The sequence below is a fragment of the Aquimarina sp. EL_43 genome (assembly GCF_943422735.1).
Classification (GTDB): Bacteria; Bacteroidota; Bacteroidia; order Flavobacteriales; family Flavobacteriaceae; genus Aquimarina; species Aquimarina megaterium.
The window spans coordinates 2,289,680-2,308,104 of the sequence record NZ_CALSBR010000001.1; the positions used below are offsets into that span (position 1 = coordinate 2,289,680).

An 18,425-nucleotide genomic window follows, 5' to 3' on the forward strand; every position below is an offset into this window, starting at 1 on the left:
ATAAATTGATTATGCAAAGTATAAATGAAACCATCATACCCTTGTTAAAAGAAGAATCATCTACGATAATAAAAGGTGAAAATGGAATAACCACAATAACTTTTTATAAAGGTGACCAAACGCACGCATCTATTGCTTTACGCGCTCGATTAAAAGAAATTATCAATGGTAATCCTTGGTTGGCAGGACGATTGGTAAAAAATAAGAAACATAAAAATTTACAACTTGCTTATCCTTCAGGGCCTATACCAGATGATATAATAGAACGAACTTTCTTTGATAATCCTTCTGATATTAAAATCGGATCTGAAATAAAATATGAAGAATTATTTAACATATCTAAACCGGCCATAGTAAACAAAGGAGTAAAATTGATTAACAAATCTGACCCTGTAACCAAATTAACTATTGTTCCTGATCAGCATTCTCAGGGAAAAGGATTTGCCCTTATTTTTTCGATTTCTCATGTGGTAGCAGATGGATATACGTATTACAAAATCTTTAACCAACTGTTTACCAATAAACCCGTAGAACAATTGGAAGCAAAACGAAATCAAGAAGCTGCTGATAGGGTAACCGAAGTTGTCGGTAAAAAATCATTTAAATTTTTTCATTCTGCACCGTTTATTTTAAATTTAGTAAAAGGAGCCATATTTGGTAAAAAAACAAAATGTTATGGGTTTTATGTAGAGCCCGAAAAAATCAATATAGCCAAAAATCAAGCTAAGGAAAATTCATCATCAGTAGATTATGTTTCAACCAATGATATTCTTACTTCAAGCTTTGCAAAAGTGATTAATTCACGAATTTGTATTATGGCAGTTAATTTGAGAAGCTGGATTAAAGATATTGGTAGTGATGATACCGGAAACTATGCAGGAGGACTTCTGTTCGATGATGATACAAGTTACCATCCAGCTAATATTCGTAAGGCTTTTCAAGCAGGGTTACCTGTTACCGCTAATGTAAAACCCCTTCCCAAATTTTGGGAAGCGTTACGATGTAAACTTGGTTTGATCAGTAGTTGGGCCGATTTTCAAGAAAGCCATGATTTAGAAAAATGTGAACAATTATTTCATATTCCTTTATATGAAGCTAAGAAAGCTTTTCCATTAGACTCTGCAGTAGTGTTCAAAGCCAAACCAGAACAATTAGCAGTTATATACTTTTCGAAAACAGTAGAACGAAATAAATTTTTGTCGAATTGTGAAATTGATGATACCATCTCATCAAAAATTTTCGATTAAAAAACGCTTACGAGCCTTTTTTAAATAGCACCTTAAAACCTTTTAACTCTCTTTATGAATTAGAACTTTGTGATGAAGCTTTGAATTACCATAAATACTGATAGTCTCTTAATTTTTGCATAGCATCGCTATGGTGAAATTGAAAAGTATAGTGAAATGGCAGTATTTGCAATAGTTCAAAGATGTAATAAATTTTCTAATTCATAAAGCGGGTTTAATCAATAGCCAGTACTATAATGATTGATTTCATAGAATATATAGTTTTAGAATTGAAGAGCAAGAGACTTTCAAAAGCCAATGCTCTGGATCTTATTAAACAATTTAGTCACCATACAGTAAGTCATACCAACAGGGATGTCATACATCCTTTGTTACATAAGAATACATCTGATTTAAGCCAGCAAAGCTTTAGTACAATATTTAACGGAAAAGAACCCTTTCTGAGAGATCATGTGGTTAAAGATCAAAAAGTTTTACCTGGAGTTGCCTATTTAGAAATGGCTCGAATGGCCCTTAGAAAAGCTTTACCTTTTCAAGAAGAATCAATTGTTGAATTGCGTAATATTATATGGGCTCAACCAATTATAGTTCAAGACCCTAAAGAAGTCACTATTGCTTTATTTGCTGATGAAACCGAAATAGGTAATGGACAGATAAATTATGAAGTTTATAGTACAGAATCTCAAACAGAAGAAGGTGTCAAAGAAACGATTCATTGTCAGGGGCAGGCTGTCTATATCAATACTTCAAAACCTGTACGACTAGATATTGATAAGCTCAAGATGAGAATGCAACAAGGAGAGCTAAAATCAGCACCTATTTATGCTGTATATTCAAAATTAGGATTGAATTACGGGCCGACTTATCGAGGTATAAAAACAATATTTCAAGACAATGAACAATTACTGGCACAATTAGAGTTAAATGAGATTACCGAATCAAATTTTAATGACTATATCTTGCATCCAGGTTTGATGGATAGCGCGTTGCAGTCTGCTATTGGCTTATTTGGAGGTTTAGATCAAATCCCTGATAAACCATCGTTACCATTTGCTCTGGAGTCACTAAAGGTTTTTTCTGGTTGTACTAAAGAAATGTTTGCATGGGTTCGATATGCAAAAGGAAATAAATCTACAGATAAAATTACCAAGCTCGATATAGACCTATGTAATCAAGAAGGAGAGGTCGCCATACAAATGAGAGGATTTTCTTCACGTATACTTAATGAAGATTCGGTGACCAAAGAAGTCACTGTAACAGAAAAAGGGGCCTTATATGGAGCTCCTGTTTGGCAAGTGACAAAAGATATGAAGCCTTTCAGTCAAAATGGAACAGATGTAGTGAAGCATCGATATGTCTTTCTATGTGAAGTTCCTCGGGTAGATACAAAACAACTAGAATCTCTTCTTACTTCCAGTAAAGTGATAGCTCTGCAAAATACTCAACAAAAAAATATAGCAGAACGATTTAACGAATATGCACGAATTTGTTTTGAACAGCTTCGTATTCTACTAAGTGATAAACTTCAGGAAAAAGTGTTCATTCAAATTGTAACTGCTAATAAAAGTGAGCAACCTATATTTACTGGTCTTTCTGCCTTAATTAAGACTGCGACCCTTGAAAATCCTAAGTTAACTGGTCAGGTTATCGTTACTCATCCAAAAATAACAGCAGAAGAACTGATACTACAATTAGAGGAAAATCAAAACAAGACGCAGGATACAATTATAAAATATGAACAAGAAACCCGACAGGTTCTGCGTTGGAAAGAAATACCAGTAGTACATAATAAACCTAAGATCGTTTTTAAAGATAATGGTGTATATCTCATTACAGGAGGGTTAGGAAATCTGGGGAAAATACTTGTTAGAGAAATTTTAAAACAAACTCAGAATGCCAAAATCATCGTAACAGGTAGGTCTGAACTTACCGAAGAAAAACAAACCTTAATAGATAAAATGGGAGGTAAGGCTGGTCAACTGTCCTATAAACAATTAGATGTTGTAGATCTTAATAAGGTAAAACAAATCATTACTTCAATAAAAAAAGAATATAAAGGAATTCATGGTATCATTCATAGTGCAGGAATGATTTCAGATAACTTTATTCTAAAAAAGACATCAGAAGAGTTTAGCAAAGTTCTTGCACCTAAAGTTTTAGGAACCTATAATTTAGACGAAGCCAGTAAAAATATTGATCTTGATTTCTTAGTTTTATTTTCATCAATATCCTCTATAACCGGCAATGGTGGTCAGGCAGATTATGCCACAGCCAATGATTTCATGAATCAGTTTGGGATTTACCGTAACAAACTGGTTGGAACCAAACAACGATCAGGGAAAACTATGACTATCAATTGGCCCTTATGGGAAGAAGGGGGAATGAAAATTGATCAGTCGAAACAAGAAATGTTAGAACAGAGTACAGGGATGTTGCCTATGTGTACTGAGACTGGTGTTCATGCATTTTATAGAAGTTTTGAACTAACACAAGATCAATTACTAGTTGTAGAAGGCAATGTAGAAAAATTACATCAGACATTATTTAATGATAATGCTTCTGAAACCTCTTTGTCTAGTAGTATTACTTCTGAGAAAAAAGAATCAGTTGTCGAAACGGATGAAGAAAATCTGGAAGAGAAAACCCAGAATTATATTAAAAAACAACTTTCTGAATTGTTCAAGCTTCCATCTCATAAGATTGACCCACTTGCTCCTTTAGAAAAATATGGTATTGATTCTATCTTGGCAATGAATCTAACCAATCAGTTAGAAAAAAACTTTTGGTTCTTTACCAAAAACACTCTTTTTCGAATATCAAACAATTCATGAGCTTACGGACTACTTTATAAATTCACATTTAGCAAAACTAACATCGCTGTTTACTTCTGCTTCTGAAAAAAATAGTCAGGAAAAAAATAAGGATATACCTATTGCTTCACCTATCGGCACGCGATCAGAACAGGGAAATTCAAGAGGTATTAAACGTTCACGGAAGATTGAAATTTCTGTTGATAAAAAAAATAATGTTGATACAGATCCCATCGCAATTATAGGTTTAAGTGGTCGCTATCCAAAAGCTACTAATATTGAAGCATACTGGAATAACTTACGTGATGGTAAAGATTGTATTACTGAGGTACCAAAGAATAGATGGGACTGGCAAGAGTATTACAGTCCGGATCGTAGTAAAAGTGGATATCATTATAGTAAATGGGGAGGGTTTATTGATGGTGTTGACGAATTTGACCCTTTATTTTTTAATATTTCGCCGCTCGAAGCAGAGATACTGGACCCTCAGGAACGATTATTTTTGCAACATACCTGGATGGCCATAGAAGATGCGGGTTATACCAAAGCCGGTTTGCAAATACCACACAAGTTTGGGCAGCCAGGACAAGTTGGTGTGTATGCAGGAGTTATGTATAGTGAATATCAACTCTATGGGATCGAAGCCAGTAAAAGAGGGCATCGAATAGGAGTGCCCGGAAGCTATGCCAGTATTGCCAATAGAGTATCGTATGTGTTAAATCTTCATGGACCTAGTATGACGGTCGATTCTATGTGTTCCTCGTCATTAACAGCAATTCATTTGGCATGTCAGGATCTAAAACAGGGACGAACCAGTTTGGGAATTGCAGGAGGAGTGAATGTTAGTATCCATCCCAATAAATATACGGTGATTAGTGCGGGGCAATATATTTCAAGTGAAGGGCATTGTCAAAGTTTTGGAGAAGGAGGTGAAGGCTACATCCCAGGTGAAGGTGTGGGTGTGGTAGTATTGAAAAAATTATCTGAAGCCGAAAAGGATGGAGATCATATCTACGGTATTATTAATGGCAGTACCCTTAATCATGGAGGTAAGACCAATGGGTATAGTGTACCTAATCCAAAGGCGCAATCTAATCTCATAAGTAATGTATTAAAAGAAACAGACACAGACCCTAGACGTATAAGCTATATAGAAGCACACGGAACGGGAACCAAACTAGGCGATCCTATTGAAATATCAGCCCTAAGTAAGGCATTTAAACAAAGTACATCTGATGTAGGATTTTGTTTACTGGGCTCTGCCAAATCCAATATAGGTCATTGTGAGTCAGCAGCTGGTATTGCCGGACTAACCAAAGTATTACTGCAATTAAAACACCAACAAATAGTTCCATCACTACATTCAAAAAAATTAAATCCTAATATAGATTTTGAAAAGACACCATTTATTGTCAACCAAACATTAAGAACATGGGAAGAGCCTATAATTGATGGCATCCCACAACCTCGAATAGCTGGTGTTTCATCCTTTGGCGCCGGAGGAGCAAATGCACATATTATTGTTCAGGAATATGTAGCTCCAGCAAAAGTAAGCCAGCCTAAGATTTCTATTGATTTAGATTCAAAAGTAATTGTTCCTTTATCAGCTAGAACGCCAGATCAACTTAAACAAAAAGCTATTGATCTTTACGATTTTCTTCAGAAATCTAAAATAGAAAAACAAAAACAGGCTATTACATCGATTGACCTTACCGAAATGGCATATACGCTACAGGTAGGAAGAGAAACGATGGATATGCGACTTGGTTTTATGGTAAACTCAGTTGAAGAGTTGATCCAAAAGCTTAAAGCATATATTAATGGTGAAAAGAATATTGAAGACACATATCAGGGACATACAGACCAAGATAAAGACACTCTATTAGTATTTAATGCAGATGTAGATTTTGAGCAAACTGTAGATAAATGGATAGCTCGAAGAAAACTGCCTAAACTTCTGGATTTATGGGTTAAAGGCTTAAATCTTGATTGGAATAAATTCTATGAAGATAATACACCCAAACGTATAAGCTTGCCTGCCTATCCTTTTTCTAAGGATAAGTACTGGATTGATATAAAAATGAATAATCAAAGTACAGTTGATAGAAAAATCACATCGGTACTACACCCTTTACTACATAGTAATACCTCAGATCTTAGCAAACAGAGTTATAGCTCTATCTTTAGCGGCGAAGAGTTTTTTCTTGCCGATCATCAGGTAAAAATTAAAGAAGGTAAGGTAAGCAAGGTATTACCAGCAGTAGCTTACCTCGAAATGGCACGAGTGGCAGTAGAGAAAGTTATTCCTGTTAAAACCAAATCTAGTATTCTAGAACTTCATAATACCGCATGGACACAACCACTCGTCGTAGAGAAAGATAAGCAGGTAGAAATAGCTTTATTTATCAAAGATGAAAACCAGATAGATTATGAAGTTTATAGTGTGGATAATGAGCAGAACATTATTCATAGCCAAGGAGTAGCTAAGTATAGCACTTATCTTTCACCCGAAAAACTGAGTATAGAACAACTCAAAGGAGAAATGAATAGAGGTAGTATGGAAGCAGCTAGCTTATATTCAATATTTAAGTCTATGGGACTTATTTATGGTCCTGCATATCAGGGAATCACTAAGGTTTATCAAGGAGAAAAACAACTATTGGTACAATTAAGTTTACCGTCGGTTGTTAAAACAAATCAGAATGACTACTTGTTGCATCCGAGTGTAATGGATAGTAGTTTACAAGCAGCTTTTGGTTTGATAGATGATTTGACCACGATTCCTTCACAACCTTCTGTACCTTTTGCTTTAGAGACTATTCGAATACTATCTGCTGTTACCGAACACATGTTTGCCTGGGTTCGTTACTCAGAAGGGAGTGTGGCTACCGATACCATTACCAAACTAGATATTGATATATGTGATCAAGAAGGAAATATATGTGTTCAAATGGAAGGACTTTCTTCCAGGCAATTAAGCGAAGATACTATTGATTTAAAAAATAAAGATATCGGAATTTTAATGGCTAAACCTCTATGGAAGAGCTATAAAATACCTCAGATATCAGAAACTATCGAAGCTGAATTTGCAGAGAAACATATTATTCTGTGTGAAATGTCTGATATAGAAACAAGTCAGTTTGAAACATCAATTCAGAATAGTCATTGTATACAACTTGAAGCATCACAAAAAAATATAGCAGCGCGTTATACAGATTATGCTTTAACTTGTTTTGAATATGTTCAAACAATACTAAAGAATAAACCCAAAGAAAAGATCCTTGTTCAAATCGTAATTACCAATAACAAGGAACAAGCACTTTTTTCAGGATTATCGGGATTACTAAAAACCGCAGCTCAGGAAAACCCTATGCTAACAGGTCAAATGATCCTCACAAAATCAACTATACAGATAAAAGAGCTGGTAGAACAACTTCATAAAGCAGCAACAATGCCAGAAGAATCCATTATAAAATATGAGAACAACACCTCATATATTTTACAATGGGATGAAGTAAAAGCAAATCAGGAGAACAGTAAACCTGTATTCAAAAATCAAGGTGTTTACTTGATTACCGGAGGCCTCGGTGCTTTAGGGATATTGTTTGCCAAGGAAATTTTACAACAAGCCAGAGAGACAAAAATCATAGTAACCGGGCGCTTTGAGCTGACAGAGGAAAAGCAGATAATTTTAAATGAATTGCACTCGGGCACTGGTCAGGTTGAATATCAACAGTTAGATCTTAATAGCTTGAAGCAAGTGGAAAAGCTCATAGCTACTATTAAAAAGGAAAACGGGAAGCTTAATGGTATCATTCACAGTGCAGGTATGATATCAGATAACTTTATTCTAAAGAAGACCAATGATGAATTTTGCAAGGTGTTAGCTCCCAAAGTTACAGGGACTTATAATCTGGATCAAGCCAGTAAAGATATAGATCTTGACTTCTTAGTATTGTTTTCATCATTATCAGGTGCGATGGGTAATCTGGGGCAATCGGATTATGCAACAGCGAATGCTTTTATGGACCAGTTTGCCAGATACCGTAACCAATTGGTGGATCAAAAATTAAGACAAGGACATACTCTTTCTATTAATTGGCCATTATGGGAAAGTGGAAATTTGAGTATTGCTCAGAAAAATATTGAAATGCTCTGGCAAGAAACAGGAATATCTCCTATGCAAACTTCATCAGGTATCCAGACTTTATATCGTAGTATGACCTTACAAGGTAATCAGGTTTTGGTGATGGAAGGAAATGTTAAGAAAATGCGCTCAATCTTGCTTTCTAATCAAACCCATAAGGTAGAACAGCTGTCAGACGTTGCTAGTAATCAAAATGTTGAATCTTCAAAAACCGCTACGGTAGATTCAAATACACTTTTAGATAATACCATAAACTATCTTCGAAAACTGTTTGCAGAGGTTTTAAAAATTAAGACTCAGGAACTCGATCCAAAAGCTCCATTAGAGAATTATGGTATTGATTCTATACTCGCTATGAGGTTAACCAACATACTTGAAAAAACTTTTGGCTCTCTTTCTAAAACGTTGTTTTTTGAGTATCAGACCATAAAAAGCTTAGCAGAATTCTTTGCCAAGACCTATCCTCGAATTATTCAGGAACGTACAGGGATTCAACAAACCGTATCTTCATCAATACAGGATGCAATCAAGAAAGAATCACCGGTTTCTCCAATATATTCAAGTAACCGTTTCTTTAATACCACAACCAACATTAAGAAAGAAGTTGCTATTGTAGGATTAGGAGGTAAATATCCACTGGCAGAGAATGTGGAAGAATTTTGGGAAAACCTTAAAAATGCTAGAGATTGTATTACAGAAATTCCAGAGGGACGTTGGGATACAGATCGTTTTTTTGATCCTAAACGCAATCAAGTAGGAAAAAGCTATAGTAAATGGGGAGGGTTTATTTCTGATGTTGATAAATTCGATCCGTTGTTTTTTAATATATCACCAAAAGAGGCTGAATTAATTGATCCTCAGGAACGACTTTTTATCCAAACCGCATGGCAAACTATTGAGGATGCCGGGTATAGTAAAGAAAGTATCTCTACACTTGGAAGAGTCGGTGTATATGTCGGGGTTATGTATGGGCAATACCAACTCTACGGTGCAGAAGCTATGTTGGCAGGTAATGCTGTGGTTCCGGGCTCATCTTATGCATCAATTGCAAATAGAGTTTCTTACTTTTTAGATCTACATGGACCCAGTATTGCTTTAGATACTATGTGTTCGTCATCTTTAACGGCCATTCATCAGGCTTGTGAAGAAATACGGAAAGGTGAAATAGAAGCAGCCATTGCAGGAGGAGTTAATGTTTCTATACATCCCCATAAATACCTTATGCTAAGCCAAGGTAATTTTGCTGCTAGTGATGGCAGGTGCAGAAGCTTTGGAGAAGGCGGAGATGGATACGTTGCAGGTGAAGGCGTTGGAGCTGTTTTACTCAAATCTTTGGATAAAGCTATCGAAGATGGTGACCATATATATGGTGTAGTGAAATCCAGTGTAATTAACCATGGAGGAAAAACCAACGGTTATTCTGTTCCAAACCCTAATGCACAGGGTGATTTAATTCGGGAATCGCTTAAAAAAGCTAAAATTGATCCTTCGACATTGGGTTATATTGAAACTCATGGTACAGGTACGGCATTAGGAGATCCTATCGAAATTACCGGATTAAATAAAGCCTTTGGAGAATCAATGCTACAAAAACAAGTTTGTCCGATAGGCTCTGTTAAATCAAACATCGGGCATCTGGAATCAGCAGCAGGAATAGCTGCAGTTACTAAAGTATTACTTCAGTTGAAACATAAAAAACTAGTTCCTTCTTTACATGCAACTACATTAAATCCAAATATCAATTTTAAAGAATCACCTTTTTATGTACAACAGGAATTAACACCCTGGAAAGATTATGAAGGACATCCCAGACGTGCCAGCATAAGCTCTTTTGGTGCGGGAGGTTCGAATGCACACCTTATTATAGAAGAATATAATAATAGTAATAACAAGAAAACCGAATCTTACTACAATAGACCACAATCGTTTGTTCTTTCTTCTAGAGATAAAAATACGCTTTTGAGGTACGGTAAGAAGATGGCAGACTTCCTTAGAGGAAACAAAAATATTGAACTAGAGGAGTTGGTATACACTTCACAGATAGGAAGAACACCAATGAATGAACGCCTTGTGATCGTAATTACCAGTATAAATGAGCTTATCGAAAAACTGGACCAATGGTTATCCATACAAGAGACAGAAGATGATACACTATTAAAAAGAAGTGCAGATGAGTTGGAAGGTGTATTTTATGGAAACATTAAGAATGCTTCATCCGACACCGTTACCTTATTGGAAGGAGAGGAAGGCAAAGCTTATCTGAAAGTGATTATGGAAGCCCGTAATCAGGAAAAATTAGCTAAACTATGGATATCAGGAGCAGATATTGATTGGTCTTTGCTCTATCAGAATGTTCGGCCAAAGCGTATTTCTCTTCCAACGTATCCTTTTGCTAAAGAACGATATTGGATTACTAAACCTGTATTTCCTATAGCTACCAATTCATTAGGAATACAAGAAAGTAATGCAGAGAACACATCTGAAGAAGAGAAAAAGAAATTACATTATAGCACCGAATGGATTGAACAGAATCTTGATGTGTCTGAAGAAAAATCTCCCGAAAATGGTTTCATACTAATTCTGGATACCTCAGATGAACTGTTCCTTGCTCTAAAAAAACAATCACATCAATATTTCGAAGGAAACACCTATATTTTGTTAAAACCCGGATCCGTTTTTGAGGAAATAGAACCATCTGTTTTTACTATTGATCTTCAGAAGGAAGAACATTTTAAACAATTTGTAGAGCACCTTAGTATAAAAGGACAGCTTCCTTATCGAATTATTCACAATGGTTTAGAAGCAGCTAGTTTAGATAAAAAAGAAAATATAACTCATCAACTCAACTATAGTATTTACACTCTATTTAACCTATGCAAGGTTTTAATAGAACAAAAACATCAGATTCCGCTTCAGATTTTATCAATTTTCTTAGGAGGTACAAACTTAACTGTTCCATGCAATGCTGCACTAGGGAGCTTTTTCAAAACCTTAACTCTAGAGAACCCTTACTATAAAGGAAAGATTGTTGAGGTTAAGGATAGTAAGCAAATCTCTATAGTAGAGAAGATTCGTATGATTAGGAATGAATTCAGTGATGAAAACTGGAGGAGGAATGAAATTCGTTATGATCTCCGAAAAAATGAACAAACCTATGTTCGTTATGTAAAGGAACTAGCTCAATTTACTAATATTGAGAATAATATAAATCGTATGCCATTAAAGCAGAATGGTGTTTATATTGTATCGGGAGGCTTAGGTGGATTAGGTCTTATTGTTAGCGAGTATTTAGTTAAAAATTATCAGAGTAATTTGGTTCTTTTTGGCAGATCTCCTCTCAAAGCAGCACAAAAGGAAAAACTCGATAGACTTAAAGCTTATGGTTCTAAAATCCTATATCTGCAAGCCGATGCGTCAAAATTAGAAGATGTAGAGACCATTGTAAAAACAGCAAAGACCAATTTTTCACAAATCAACGGAGTGATTCATAGTGCAGGAACTAACCAGGATTCGTTTATTCTCAAAAAATCTAAAGAAGAGATAGATAGAGTATTAGCTCCCAAAATTTATGGGACAATTAATTTGGACTTTGCTACAAGAGACGAAAACTTGGATGTCTTTATCATGTTTTCTTCAATCGCAGGTGTATTGGGTAATATAGGACAATCTGATTATGCTTATGGAAACCATTATCTCAATTCATTTGCAGAAAACAGAGAAGTCTTGGTAAGAGAGCAAAAACGCTATGGAAAAACATTAGCTATTAACTGGCCATATTGGGAAGAAGGAGGGATGCATATTTCTAATGAAGAAGTTACTTTGATCCAAAATGAAACTGGTCTTTGCCCAATACCTGTAACAGAAGGAATTCAGTTTCTAGAAGAGTTTCTGTTATCCGATATCTCTCAGTGTATTCCATTATATGGTTTTCCTTCCAAAATCAGGAAATATATTGATCAGACCACTAAAAAAACTGAGAAAAATAAGCTTACGCAAGTTAATATAATAGATACTGATACTCTTTTCGAAAATACTGTAGAATATCTTAAAACGTTGATCGGAAAAGAGATTAAACTTGATCCAAACCGAATTGATCCCGAAGAACATTTTGAATCTTTTGGTATCGACTCTATAAGTATTAACCAGATAAATTTGAGCCTTGAAAGAGATTTGGGTGATTTGCCAAAAACGTTGTTTTATGAATATTCTACAATAGAAGAATTGGCTACATATTTAATCCGGGAGGATCACGAGACGTTAATCCAATTTCTGAATATAGAAGATTCGACAAACGTATCAAGTAATCACGTTAAACCACTATATGAAACGAAAATACAGAGAGAACCTATAAGAGAAAGCAAACAGGAAATGAAAAATGTAATTGATACACCAATTGCATATGAGGATTCAGAACCGATAGCCATTATCGGAGTGCATGGAAGCTACCCTCAATCTGAAAATTTAGATTCATATTGGGAAAGCCTGAAACAAGGGAAAGATTTAACAGATCTAGTCCCTAAAAGCAGATGGGATTTTGAAGAATTTTATCATGAAGATCCAGAGAAAGCATCTGAAGGGAAAATTTATGGTAAGTGGGGAGGTTTTATAAGTGATGTTGATAAATTTGATCCTCATTTTTTCAATATCACTCCAGAAGAAGCCAGGATAATGGATCCGCAAGAGCGACTTTTTTTACAATCTGTTTGGGCTACTATAGAAGATGCAGGGTACACAAAAGAAAGCCTGAAAAAACGATACCCTAAAGCCAAAAGTGCAAATGTAGGAGTTTTTGTGGGCGTTACAACAAACACTTATAACTTGCTGGCATCTGAGGAATGGAGTAAAGGAAACACCATTCCTAGTGCACACCCTTGGTCGATTGCTAATCGCATATCTTACTTATTCGATTTTAACGGACCTAGTATGCCTGTTGATACTGCTTGTTCATCTTCTTCAGTGGCGATACATCTTGCATGTGAAAGCTTGAAGAAACAGGAGTGCCAGGTTGCTGTTGCTGGTGGTGTAAACTTATATTTGCACCCTTCCAAATACCATTCATTATGCAAGAATCGAATGGTATCTCTAGGAGGAAAATGCCATAGTTATGGTAAAGGTGATGATGGTTTTGTTCCTGGTGAAGGAGTAGGATCGGTTTTATTAAAACCACTTAGCAAAGCCATCGAGGATGAAGATCACATATATGGCGTACTTACAGGAAGTGCATTTGATCACAGTGGTAAGTCGAATGGATATTCTGCTCCAAATCCTAATGCCCAGGCAAACTTAATAGAACATACTCTTCAAAAGGCTCAAATCCATCCAGAAACTATCGGTTATGTAGAAGGACATGGTACAGGTACACAGCTGGGAGATAGTCTTGAGATTGTGGCTTTAACCAATGCTTTTCAAAAACAGACCGTTCAAAAACAAGTTATTGCTATTGGATCAGTTAAATCTAATATTGGGCATCCCGAGTCTGCCGCAGGAATTGCAGGTGTAGCAAAAGTATTGCTGCAAATGAAACATCAACAGCTGGTACCCACAATTAATTCTGATGAAGTAAATCCAAATATTAATTTCAAAGAATCACCATTCTATCTTCAACATAAGCTAACGCCATGGGAATCTCCCTTGGGTTATCCTCGTAGAGCACTTATAAATTCGTTCGGAGCAGGAGGAGTGAATGCATGTTTAATACTAGAAGAATATAGAAAAGTAAAAGAGGTATATTCCAAACAAGGACCACACCTTGTCATATTTTCTGCAAAAAATGAAGAACGTCTTCAGGAATATGCAAATCGAGTACTTAATTATATAGAAAAAGAAGAGCAAGTGAATCTTGCAGATTTATCTTTTACCCTACAGGTTGGTCGGGAAGCAATGTCAGAGAGGTTGGCAATTGTTGCTTCAAATAGAGAAGAGCTTATAATTCGATTGAAAGATTGGAAACAACAAAATGAGTCGAACCATATTTTTTGGGGTAAACTGAATCCTAACCAAAGAAGAAAGAAAACTCTTAATAGAGAAGAGGAGTTTCGTTCTCTATTTGATAGGAGTGATCTGGATAAACTTGCACAATTATGGGTTGACGGCGTTGAAATAGATTGGGAAAGGTTATATACTCATGATAAACCTAATCGGATATCACTACCCACTTATCCTTTTGCCAAAGAAAGGTATTGGGTATCAGATCGAGTAATTGAAGAAAAGAGAACGGTAACCGAACCTGTAAATGCTCAACTACACCCTTTAATTTCATATAATTCATCTACATTAAAAGAAGTTCGTTTTAGTTCGTGGTTATCCGATAGCGAGTTTTATGCATCAGATCATCAAGTTAATAAAGAGAAAATCTTTCCAGGTTCAGGGTTTATAGAAATCGCCAATATTTCAGGAAACCTGGCAGGAGAACAAAAGGTTAGCAAGATTAAAGATATTGTGTGGGCTCACCCATTAAGTTTTAAGAAAGGTTCGCAGTTTATTAATACATTATTAAAACCTAATGGTATTGGTACCGAATTTAAAATTACGTCACTTGATGATGAAAATGAACAAATAGTGCATTCTGAAGGGAAGTTATTTTTCCAAAGCGGTAATAAACATTCAGCCGATATTGAAAATATTTCAATACAAAAACTTAAAGAACAATGTCCAGAACCTCAAGATGGTTCATACTACTATACTATTTTTAACCAAGTAGGTTTTAATTATGGCTTAGCATTTAAAACCATTCAGGAATTTTATATCAATGGATCCTTTGCTTTATCTAAGTTAAAATTAACAGACCATTTATTAGTTGATTCTGATCGATTCATTCTCCACCCTTGTATTGTAGATGGTGCTTTACAAACTGTTGCAGGATTGATTGGGCAGATGAAATCGGTAACTCCACATGTACCTTTTGCAATTGATGAAATAGAAATATTTCGCTCATTACCTCATACTTGTTATGCCTATGTAGAACACGTAGAAGAAGAAGCTCGTTCACAAGCAAACATCAAAAAATTCAATATAAAAATTATCAATGAAGCAGGAGATGTTTTAGTTAAGATTAAAAATTTTTATGTGAGAGCATTTGGTAATGCTGATGTTGATCAGGTTAAGGAGTCTAATAGTATGGCTTTTGCCGTAAGCTCATAATATAGGCAGGTGTGAATTCAATAAAATCACATTTCAAAACTACAAAACTGTTACACTAATAAACACACAAAAGTACCCGAGTTATACAAAGGGTTTCTTTTCAATAAACATAATCCAATCCGATCTAATCTTTTTAGAAGAAGAAATGGATTATGAACTATATATAATTAAAAACTCACTAAAATTTCCATTATGAAGGCTATTAAAGAAGGTTTAAAAGTATTATCCAGAGGAACTTGTGGTACAGCATTTTGTTCTCTGTTAAATAGCGAGTATGGTGTTCCTAACGAAATAGCAGAGATTGCAGCATCTCCTTTTGCAGGAGGACTATTGAATAGAGGATTTCAATGCGGAATGATCGGAGGAGCTGTTTTGGCTGCCGGAGCAGAATCATACCGAAGGAATGAAGACACAGGAGAAGCAATAGCAATGGCTATAACAGCTACACAACATCTGATGGAATCTTTTAAAAAAAGAACGGATACGATCAGTTGTCGGGAAATTACAGATATGGATCTTACGGGTAAATTAGCCCCTCTAAAAGTATTGTTTACGGGAAAAGCATTTGGTTGTATGAAGCTGGCAGGAAGATGGGCTCCCGAAGCAATTAAATCGGCCGATGAAGGCTTATCGGATGAATCTGTAAGTTTCTGTCCGGGGTCGGTAAGTTGTGCATCTGAGGTGGTTAGAAAAATGGGTGCCACAGAAGAAGAAATGCTTATGGTAGCCGGATATGCCGGAGGACTTGGTTTAAGTGGAAAAGAATGTGGAGCGCTTAGTGCTGCGATTTGGTATAAAATGGTGGCTTGGATAAAAAAGAATCCTGGTAAATCACCATCGTCATTTGATGACCTGGAGACCAAAAAGATGCTGAGAGCGTTTTATGTTCAAACAGACTCCGAAGTATTATGCAGTAAAATTACAAACAAAGAGTTTAAGGATATAGATGATCACTCCGAATATATTAAGAATGGAGGTTGTAAGAAGATCATCGACGCACTTGCCGCACTATAATTTAAAATATGATTACCATGCTAAAACAAATATTGAACAAGCGAAATATTTATTTCGATCATAATGCAACGACTCATATAGCACCATCTGTAAGAAGTATAATGAACCGGGTATTGAAATCTTATTGGGGAAATCCCTCATCGGGATATTCAAAAGGGAAAATGTCTGCACAAATTATTGAAAAAGCCCGCGAACAGGTTGCTACTGCGATCGGAGCTCATTCACATGAAGTGTATTTTTCTAGTTGTGCAACCGAATCCAATAATGCGTTATTGAAAACAATAAGTAATCATTTCTATCCCGATAAAAATAAAATAATATCTACACCTATTGAGCATCCATCGGTGATTCAAACACTAGAATATTTGAAGACCAAAAATATAGATGTTCAATATTGTCCTGTAGATAGTTCTGGCCGTGTATTGCTTAAAGAACTAGAAACTATGATAGATCATAAGACTTCTATGGTTTGTTGTATGTTGGCTAATAATGAAATAGGAACGATTCAGGATATTAAAAAAATATCTGAAATGGCCAAGGCTAAAGGTGCTTTGGTTTTTTCTGATTGTGTGCAGGCATTAGGCAAAATCCCTATAAACGTGAAGGAACTAGGAGTCGATTATGCTACATTTTCTGCTCATAAACTCTATGGACCTAAGGGGATAGGTGCCTGGTATGCCAAAATTAGTTGCCCTTTAGAACCTTATATTCATGGAGGACATCAAGAAGAAGGAATGCGAGCAGGTACAGAATCCATTCATAATATCGCAGGTTTTGGAGAAGCATGCAGACATGTAAATAAACTTGTATCCCTTTCAATAAAAAATGAGCCTCTTAAAAAAACATTTATTAATGAATTGAAAGCAATAAAAAGTGATGTAATTATTAATTCTCCAATAGATAACTGTTTGACAAATACTATTAATTTAACCTTTCCAGGTATTGGCAGTGGCGACTTAATGAAATCACTGGATTATAAAGGAATTGCAGTTTCTTCTGGCTCTGCGTGTAGTACATCATCTAATAAACCTTCTCATGTTTTAAAAGCAATAGGCTTAACAGATGAGGCTGCACAGGAATCGATCAGGATAAGCTTTGGATCGAAGACAAAATACCAACATATCAGATACGCATTAAAGGTGATAAAAGAATATATTGAAGAAATAGAAAGCGAAAAATTAAACTCATCTGTAAAGATCAATAGATCAGGCCTTAATTATAATAGGTAAAGATATTCACTCGGATAAAAAATAAAATAGCGCATTAAAAATTTTGAACGATTATTTAATGTAAAGAAATGATTAAATTTTTAATGTAATAAAGAAGTGTTTACACTTAGTCTCAATTTTATAACTAATTTGTAACTAAGTGATTATTAAAATTTAAATGTGTAAAAATGTATAAGTCTGAAAAATTTTGGGATAAAAGTGCTACTGGGTATGATAAGGAAGAAATGAAAGATAAGGAGGTGCGAATTAAAATTCTTCAAAAAATCAAAGGGTATCTCAAAAAAGAGGATAATGTTTTGGATTATGGATGTGCCACCGGAATATTAGCCAATGAAATTGCTAGTAATGTTGATAAGGTTTATGGCATTGATATATCGTCTGAAATGATCCGAATTGCCCAAAACAAAGCCAATGAACTACATATTCAAAATGTGGATTATTTGCATACTACAATATTCGATAAAAACTATAAATCAGGAGACTTTGATATGATATTAGCAGTCTATATGCTTCATTTATTAGAAGACCTGCCTAAGGTTTTGGAAAGGATCTATGAATTGTTAAAACCGGGAGGGATGTTTATTTCTGTAACACCTTGTTTGGGAAAAAAATCTCTTACTGGTATTGGACTATCACTTGTTAGTAAAATCGGATTAATCCCAAAACTGAAAACATATACTGTTTCAGAATTAGAAAATTCAATAAAGGATACAGGATTTGAAATTTTTGAAACCGAATGTTTACACCGTAGAGGGCAGCAACATTTTATTGCAGTAAGAAAGAATTAAAAAGCTTAGTGTTAAGAAAATTATTTAAAAATAAGAACAGATTAAAAATC

Annotated in this window: 6 protein-coding genes; all 6 read left to right on the top strand. The window is 35.3% G+C overall.

Features of this window, described 5'->3' with window-relative positions; translation table 11 throughout:
- The first annotated feature begins 11 nt into the window (after positions 1 to 11).
- The 6 genes from NNL09_RS09970 to NNL09_RS09995 all read left to right on the top strand — a co-directional run bounded on the left by NNL09_RS09970 (position 12) and on the right by NNL09_RS09995 (position 18,375).
- Entirely contained in the window at positions 12 to 1,247 is a 1,236-nt protein-coding gene (locus NNL09_RS09970) for a hypothetical protein (RefSeq protein WP_196911695.1), read from the top strand.
- A 236-nt stretch (positions 1,248 to 1,483) separates the two neighbouring features.
- On the top strand, positions 1,484 to 4,078 hold the full coding sequence (locus tag NNL09_RS09975) for an SDR family NAD(P)-dependent oxidoreductase (protein ID WP_254514232.1): 2,595 nt from the start codon (positions 1,484 to 1,486) through the stop codon (positions 4,076 to 4,078).
- A 217-nt stretch (positions 4,079 to 4,295) separates the two neighbouring features.
- On the top strand, positions 4,296 to 15,344 hold the full coding sequence (locus NNL09_RS09980) for an SDR family NAD(P)-dependent oxidoreductase (RefSeq protein ID WP_256525669.1): 11,049 nt from the start codon (positions 4,296 to 4,298) through the stop codon (positions 15,342 to 15,344).
- 192 nt (positions 15,345 to 15,536) lie between these two features.
- Positions 15,537 to 16,358 (top strand): C-GCAxxG-C-C family protein, encoded by an 822-nt coding sequence (locus tag NNL09_RS09985; RefSeq protein ID WP_025666763.1) that lies wholly within the window; start codon positions 15,537 to 15,539, stop codon positions 16,356 to 16,358.
- Between the two features lie 17 nt (positions 16,359 to 16,375).
- Positions 16,376 to 17,587, top strand: a complete 1,212-nt coding sequence (locus tag NNL09_RS09990) for a cysteine desulfurase family protein (RefSeq protein ID WP_035096486.1) — start codon at positions 16,376 to 16,378, stop codon at positions 17,585 to 17,587.
- 167 nt (positions 17,588 to 17,754) lie between these two features.
- Positions 17,755 to 18,375 carry a bifunctional 2-polyprenyl-6-hydroxyphenol methylase/3-demethylubiquinol 3-O-methyltransferase UbiG gene (locus NNL09_RS09995; RefSeq protein ID WP_196911697.1) on the top strand — a complete coding sequence of 207 codons (621 nt, stop codon included), beginning with the start codon at positions 17,755 to 17,757 and terminating at the stop codon, positions 18,373 to 18,375.
- Positions 18,376 to 18,425 lie beyond the last annotated feature (50 nt).

What these genes read in the sequence shown, in the direction of transcription:
- NNL09_RS09970 (WP_196911695.1), top strand. Translation starts at nt 12, where the DNA reads ATGCAAAGTATAAATGAAACCATCATACCCTTGTTAAAAGAAGAATCA.
- NNL09_RS09975 (WP_254514232.1), top strand. Translation starts at nt 1,484, where the DNA reads ATGATTGATTTCATAGAATATATAGTTTTAGAATTGAAGAGCAAGAGA.
- NNL09_RS09985 (WP_025666763.1), top strand. Translation starts at nt 15,537, where the DNA reads ATGAAGGCTATTAAAGAAGGTTTAAAAGTATTATCCAGAGGAACTTGT.
- NNL09_RS09990 (WP_035096486.1), top strand. Translation starts at nt 16,376, where the DNA reads ATGCTAAAACAAATATTGAACAAGCGAAATATTTATTTCGATCATAAT.
- NNL09_RS09995 (WP_196911697.1), top strand. Translation starts at nt 17,755, where the DNA reads ATGTATAAGTCTGAAAAATTTTGGGATAAAAGTGCTACTGGGTATGAT.